5 protein-coding genes are annotated in these 6,410 nt (G+C 60.6%); all 5 read left to right on the top strand.

Annotated features, from left to right (window positions below; translation table 11 throughout):
• The first annotated feature begins 319 nt into the window (after positions 1–319).
• Positions 320–2,308, top strand: a complete 1,989-nt coding sequence (locus LPW29_RS14620) for a BCCT family transporter (protein WP_238628625.1) — start codon at positions 320–322, stop codon at positions 2,306–2,308.
• A gap of 153 nt (positions 2,309–2,461) precedes the next feature.
• Positions 2,462–3,727: a quaternary amine ABC transporter ATP-binding protein gene (locus LPW29_RS14615; protein WP_238628624.1), complete on the top strand. Its 1,266-nt coding sequence runs from the start codon at positions 2,462–2,464 to the stop codon at positions 3,725–3,727.
• A 93-nt stretch (positions 3,728–3,820) separates the two neighbouring features.
• Positions 3,821–4,675: an ABC transporter permease gene (locus LPW29_RS14610; RefSeq protein WP_090251928.1), complete on the top strand. Its 855-nt coding sequence runs from the start codon at positions 3,821–3,823 to the stop codon at positions 4,673–4,675.
• 71 nt (positions 4,676–4,746) lie between these two features.
• Positions 4,747–5,562, top strand: coding sequence for a glycine betaine ABC transporter substrate-binding protein (locus LPW29_RS14605; protein ID WP_238628626.1), 816 nt, complete (start codon positions 4,747–4,749; stop codon positions 5,560–5,562).
• A gap of 172 nt (positions 5,563–5,734) precedes the next feature.
• A partial coding sequence (locus tag LPW29_RS14600) for a porin (RefSeq protein WP_238628623.1) occupies positions 5,735–6,410 on the top strand: 676 nt, incomplete at its 3' end.

Raw genomic sequence — 6,410 nt, 5'->3', positions numbered from 1 at the left:
CTGCTGAAGGCTACCGGGTCGCCTGAGTGGGGGCATTTATGTTAGGTTCTTGGGCTAATATCCTTTCATGACCCTCCCGAAAGCGCTGAGTTCGCCTCAAGGCGCCGGCAATGACATTACGACTAGAACGGCCGTCGGGCAGGGGTTTGGGGCCAGATGATGAGTGGTATTCCCTGCGGCGTATCGTGGTCGGAATGGTCAGCGCGTAGCGCCCGGATCGGGCGGCGTTTCCCGATCATCCCCCGTGGCTGGGCTACCATCTGGTATGAATGTCCGGCCTGATGGCCGGTGTGCAGAGCCAAGTGCAACAGGAGGGTCCATGGCCGAAAAAAATGATGCCTCAACGCGCCCGCCGCGGATACAGATCAATCCGCCGGTGTTCATCGCCTCGGCCTTGATGGCCCTTTTCCTGGTGGTGTTCGCCACGGTGTTCACCGATGTGGCAGGGGATGTATTCAGTGCCGTGCTGGGCTGGATCACTGACAAGGTGGGCTGGTTCTATGTGCTGGCGGTGGCCGGGTTTGTGGTGTTCATGTTCGCCGTGGCCATATCCAGTTACGGAGGGATCAAGCTCGGGCCCGACCATAGTGAGCCGGATTACAGCTATATTTCCTGGTTCGCCATGTTGTTCTCCGCGGGCATGGGGATTGGCCTGATGTTCTTCGGTGTGGCCGAGCCGGTGATGCACTACGTATCCCCGCCCACCGGTGACCCGGAAACGGTTCAGGCCGCGCGCGATGCCATGAGCATCACGTTCTTCCATTGGGGGCTGCATGCCTGGGCCATCTATGGGGTGGTGGCGCTTACACTGGCCTATTTCGCCTTCCGTCAGGGGTTGCCCCTGACCGTCCGTTCCTCTCTTTACCCCCTGATCGGTGACCGCATCCATGGCAGTATTGGCCATACGGTGGACACTTTCGCCGTGTTGGGCACGCTGTTTGGCGTGGCCACCTCCCTGGGGCTTGGAGCCATGCAGATCAACTCCGGCCTGGAATACCTGTTCGGTGTACCCAACACACCCATTGTGCAGGTGGTTCTGATCGCCATCGTGACCATGATGGCCACGGTCTCCGTGGTGATGGGGCTGGATGGAGGCATCCGCCGGGTCTCCGAGTTCAACATCATCCTGGCGGTGGCCCTGCTGGTTTTCGTTCTGGTGGCTGGGCCCACCGTTTATCTCCTTCAGACGGTGGTACAGAACACGGGGAATTACATCTCCAGTGTGTTCAGCATGACGTTCAACCTCTATGCCTACGAACCCACGGACTGGATCGGCGGCTGGACGCTGTTCTACTGGGGTTGGTGGATCGCCTGGGCACCCTTTGTGGGCATGTTCATCGCCCGTGTTTCCCGGGGGCGCACCATTCGTGAGTTCACTTTTGGTGTGCTGCTGGTGCCGGTAGGCTTCACCATCATGTGGATGACCTTCTTTGGTAACACCGCCCTGAACATGATCAGGGAGCAGGGCATCAGCGACCTGGCAGAGCAGGTGTCGGCGGATACCTCCGTGGCGCTGTTCCAGTTCTTTGAGCACCTGCCGTTTTCCACCATTACCGCTTTGCTGGCCACCATCCTGATCGTGACCTTTTTTGTCACTTCCTCAGACTCCGGTTCACTGGTGGTGGATATCCTCACCTCCGGGGGTAAAGAGGACTCCCCCACATGGCAACGTATTTTCTGGGCCACTCTTGAAGGGGTGATCGCGGCGGCCCTGCTGCTGGCCGGTGGTCTGACGGCCCTCCAGACGGCCACCATTGCCAGTGCACTGCCCTTCACCATCATCATGATCATCATGTGCTGGGGCCTGCTCAAGGCACTGCGCATCGACCGGATGAAGCGGGTCAGCCTGCTGGAGGCCCGGGTGTCGCCGGTGGGTCCGCACGCGGCGGTGAGCTGGCAGCGGCGTCTGCGGTCCATCGTGCATCAGCCACGGCGCAATGAGGTGATCCGCTATATTCAGGAGACGGTCAAGCCCGCACTGAATGCGGTGTCCGAGGAGCTGCGCAAGCAGAACCTGGATGCCGTGGTTGGGGAGCATGAGGATGGTCGTTGCTGGGTGGAAGTACGACACGGTGAGGAGATCGATTTCTTCTACTCCGTGCGTCCCCGGGCCTATGAACCCCCCACCTTCGTCATGCGTGACACGGGTTCGAAGCGGGCTGAGTCCCTCAAATACTTCCGGGCCGAGGTGCACCTGAGCGAGGGCGGTCAGGACTACGACGTGGTGGGCTGGAGTCAGGAAGCGCTCATCAACGATGTGCTGGAGCATTACGAGCGGCACATGCACTTCCTCGACGCCGTGCGTTGAGGTCATGGTATGACACCGGACCGGGGCGCCTTGTAGCGCCGGGTCCGGTCTTGAAGCTCACTGCGCCCCAAACCTGAACAGGGACTGGGGCGCGGTGTTTTCGTTTTTCCGAACTTTCACGGGCCCATCGCCGGGCCCAGGCAGGACAAGACCTTGCAACCGAAAATCCAGGTAAAGAATGTCACCAAGGTGTTTGGTGACCATCCCGAACGCGCCTTGGAACTCCTGGATGAGGGCTTGGGCAGAAAGGAAATCCTCCAGCGCACCGGGCAGACGGTGGGGATTCAGAATGTCTGTTTCGATGTGGCACAGGGCGAGATCCTCGTGGTCATGGGGCTCAGTGGCTGCGGCAAGTCCACCCTCATCCGATGCCTCAATCGCCTCATCGAACCCACATCCGGCGAGGTGGTGATCGACGGTGAGGACATCCTCAAGCTGTCCAACGAAAAAGTGCTGGAGCGGCGGCGGCGCAAGTTCGGCATGGTATTCCAGAACTTCGCCCTGTTTCCCCACCGCACCATCCTTGATAACGCCGGATTCGGCCTGGAAATTGGGGGGGCCGACAAGGCCACTCGCGACGCCAAGGCCACCGAGGCGCTGAAGTTGGTGGGCCTAGATGGCTGGGAACAGTCCTATCCCTCACAGCTCTCCGGCGGCATGCAGCAGCGTGTAGGCCTGGCCCGCGCACTGGCGGTGGACCCGGATATCCTGCTCATGGACGAGGCCTTCAGCGCCCTGGATCCCCTGATCCGTCGCGACATGCAGGATGAGTTGCTGGCCCTTCAGTCCCGCGTGAAAAAGACCATCGTCTTCATCACCCACGATCTGGATGAGGCCCTGAGGCTGGGGGATCGCATCGTGCTCATGAAGGATGGCTACGTGGTGCAGATCGGCACTCCCGAAGACATCCTTACGTCCCCCGCCACGCGCTATGTGGAGCGGTTCGTCGAGGATGTGGACAAGACCCAGGTGCTCACGGCGGGCGCCCTCATGCATGACCCCAAGATTCGGGTCACGCCCAACGATGGGCCGCGCACTGCCCTGCACAAGATGGACCAGGAGAGTTTCTACAGCGTGTTCGTCACTCAGCGCGATGGCACTCTGGAAGGTTACGTCTGGGCTGAAGATGCCGCCGAGGCGGTCAAGCGTAAGGAAAAGACCCTGGAAGGTCTCATCCAGCGCGACCACTACGCAGTCAAGCCCGACGAGAGTCTGGGCACGCTGTTCCAGATGCTGGTGGACACGCGCATTCCGCTTGCCGTCGTGGATGATCATGGCAAGTTGCTGGGCACCATCGTCAAGACCCAGGTGCTGGCCGCGCTCGCGGATGCCCAACCGGACAGGGAGAATACCAACGAAGAGGAGGGTGAGCCCGCCCAGACCCAGGAGGCCGCCCCCGATGCCAAGGTCGGCGCCTAACGGCATTCGTCCTCCGGCGCGGGCCCCCAAGGCTCCACGCCCGGATGGCACGGCCACTCCCATGACCCCCGTTCAAGCCCGGATCACACTATCATGAGTCAGGATTTTCCCTTTGTAGGCAAGTTCCCGTTATCGGATTACATCGACGACGGCCTGGACTGGCTGACCAACGCCTTCTCGGGTGTCACCCGCGCCATCAGTAACGTGCTCGGCACCGGCGTGGAAGCCGTGGTGACCGCCCTCAGCTTCCCGCCCCCCTGGGTGGTCATCCTCTGTTTCGCTGCCCTCGCCTGGTATCTGGCTGGACGGCGTGTGGGCATCGGGACAGCAGCCGGCCTGTTGTTCCTGTGGAATCTGCAGCTGTGGGAGGCCACCGTTGAAACCTTCACCCTGGTGCTGTTTGCCACCGCCGTGGCCGTGGCCATCGCCTTGCCGCTGGGGATACTCGGCGGGCTTTCGGACCGCTTCAAGACGGCAGTGATGCCAGTGCTGGACTTCATGCAGACCATGCCGGCCTTCGTCTACCTGATCCCGGCCATTCCCTTCTTCGGATTGGGGCAGGTGTCTGCCATGTTTGCCACCGTCATCTTCTCCATGCCCCCGGCCATCCGCCTGACCATCCTGGGCATCCGCCAGGTACCCGCGGAACTCGTGGAGGCCTCGGACGCCTTTGGCGCCAACTGGCGTCAAAAGCTTTTCAAGGTGCAGATGCCCCTGGCCATACCCACCATCATGGCGGGCATCAACCAGACCATCATGCTCGCGCTTTCCATGGTGGTGATCGCCGCCATGATCGGCGCCGGCGGCCTGGGCGGCGAAGTCTGGCGGGCCATCCAGCGCCTGCAGCCAGGCAACGGCTTCGAGGCCGGCATCGCCATCGTGATCCTCGCCATGATCCTCGACCGGGTGACCCAGAAGATCGGGCAACCCAAAAAGAAGCAGCAGTAGCCCCCCTAACCGGAGACATGCCGATGAATAGCAGAAAACAGACACGAGCCGCCCACTGGGTGGGCATCATCATGATCGTCGCACTGGTGGTGCTCCCCATGAGCGTAACCGCTGATGACAAAGGTCGTATCAACCTGCCCTACGTGGAATGGGCAAGCGAAGTGGCCAGCACCAATGTGTTGCGCGTGGTGCTGGAAGAGGCTGGCTACGATGTGCGTATGGTCTCGGTGAGTGCCGCCGCCATGTGGCAGTCCGTCGCCACCGGCGACCAGGACGCCTTCGTCGCCGCCTGGTTGCCCACCACCCACGGCCATTATCTGGAACGAGTCGAGGGCAGCGTGGAAGACCTGGGCCCCAACCTGGAAGGCACCCGCATCGGCCTGGTCGTGCCCGCCTACGTGGAGATCGACTCCATTGAAGAACTCAACGATCATCGCCGTAAGTTCGGGCGTCAGATCATCGGCATCGACCCGGGTGCCGGCATCATGAGCACCACCGAGGAAGCCATCGAAGAATATGACCTCAACCTGCGCCTGGTGGAAGGCTCCGGTGCCACCATGACCGGCGTACTGGCCAACGCCATCCGCAGCAACGACTGGGTGGTGGTCACCGGCTGGACCCCTCACTGGAAGGAAGCCCGCTGGGATCTCAAGTACCTGGAAGATCCCAAGGGCATCTACGGTGGTGAAGAATCCATCCACACCATCGTTCGGGCCGGACTCAAGGACGACATGCCCGAAGCCTACGCCATCCTCGACAACTTCAACTGGACCCCGGCCGACATGGCCGCGGTCATGGTGATGAACGAAGAGGGGGGCGATCCTTACGACAACGCCAAGCGCTGGGTCGAACAGAACCGCGACCTGGTGGACACCTGGCTGCCGTAAGTCCCACGGGTGCCCGGCATCATGCCGGGCACCCGCTGATGCCGAAGGCCCTGGCGGGGCCCAAGGCATCACCTTAGCCGTGCAAAACCTTCAAAACCGGCACGCTCAGCGGGTCTGAACGTGCTCTCGATCAAACCCCGCTCAGACGGGAAAACCAGTGAACACACACGCCATGAACAGAAAGACCTTGATCGCCACCGCCGTCACCGCCGCCCTGGCCGTGCCGGCTTATGCTCAGGCCAATGACCTGAACTTTGATTTCTACGGCTCCGCTCGCGTCCAGGTGGAATCCGTGCATCCGGATAATGAAGATGTGCTGGACTCTTACACCGGCGTGCGTGACGCCTACTCCCGCATCGGTTTTAACGCCGACTATCAGTTTACGGAAGGTCTGACGCTGATTGGGCAGTTGGAAGTACCCTTCGACATCGCTAATAAAAAGGTACAGGATCCTTGGGATCAGGATGTGGGAGAGGAAGATGGGCAGAGCCGTGACATTCGCGTCGCCCAGATTGGCGTGCAGGGTGATATTGGTACCCTGACATATGGTCAGATGTGGATGCCTTACTACAACGCCATCTCCTATCCTGTGGATATGTTTAGCACCTATTACAGTGGGTTTGCTACCTACACTGTCTTCCGCCGCCAGGACACCATCTCCTATTATAGCCCGGATATGAATGGTCTCTCTTTCGCTTTTGCGTGGAGCGAAGATAACGGGTTGGACGGCGATGATCGTATTCAGTTGACAGGTAGTTATAGTTTTGGCGATACCACTGTCTCTCTTGGTATGGACGATGAGCGCGGTGATAACGACTCTACCATTGTGGGTCTCTCCTTGGCTCATA

It is taken from the genome of Ectothiorhodospira sp. 9100, assembly GCF_022227565.1.
GTDB lineage: Bacteria > Pseudomonadota > Gammaproteobacteria > Ectothiorhodospirales > Ectothiorhodospiraceae > Ectothiorhodospira > Ectothiorhodospira marina.
The sequence above is the reverse complement of the archived record's forward strand: the minus strand, read 5'-3'. Positions and strand labels throughout refer to the sequence as shown.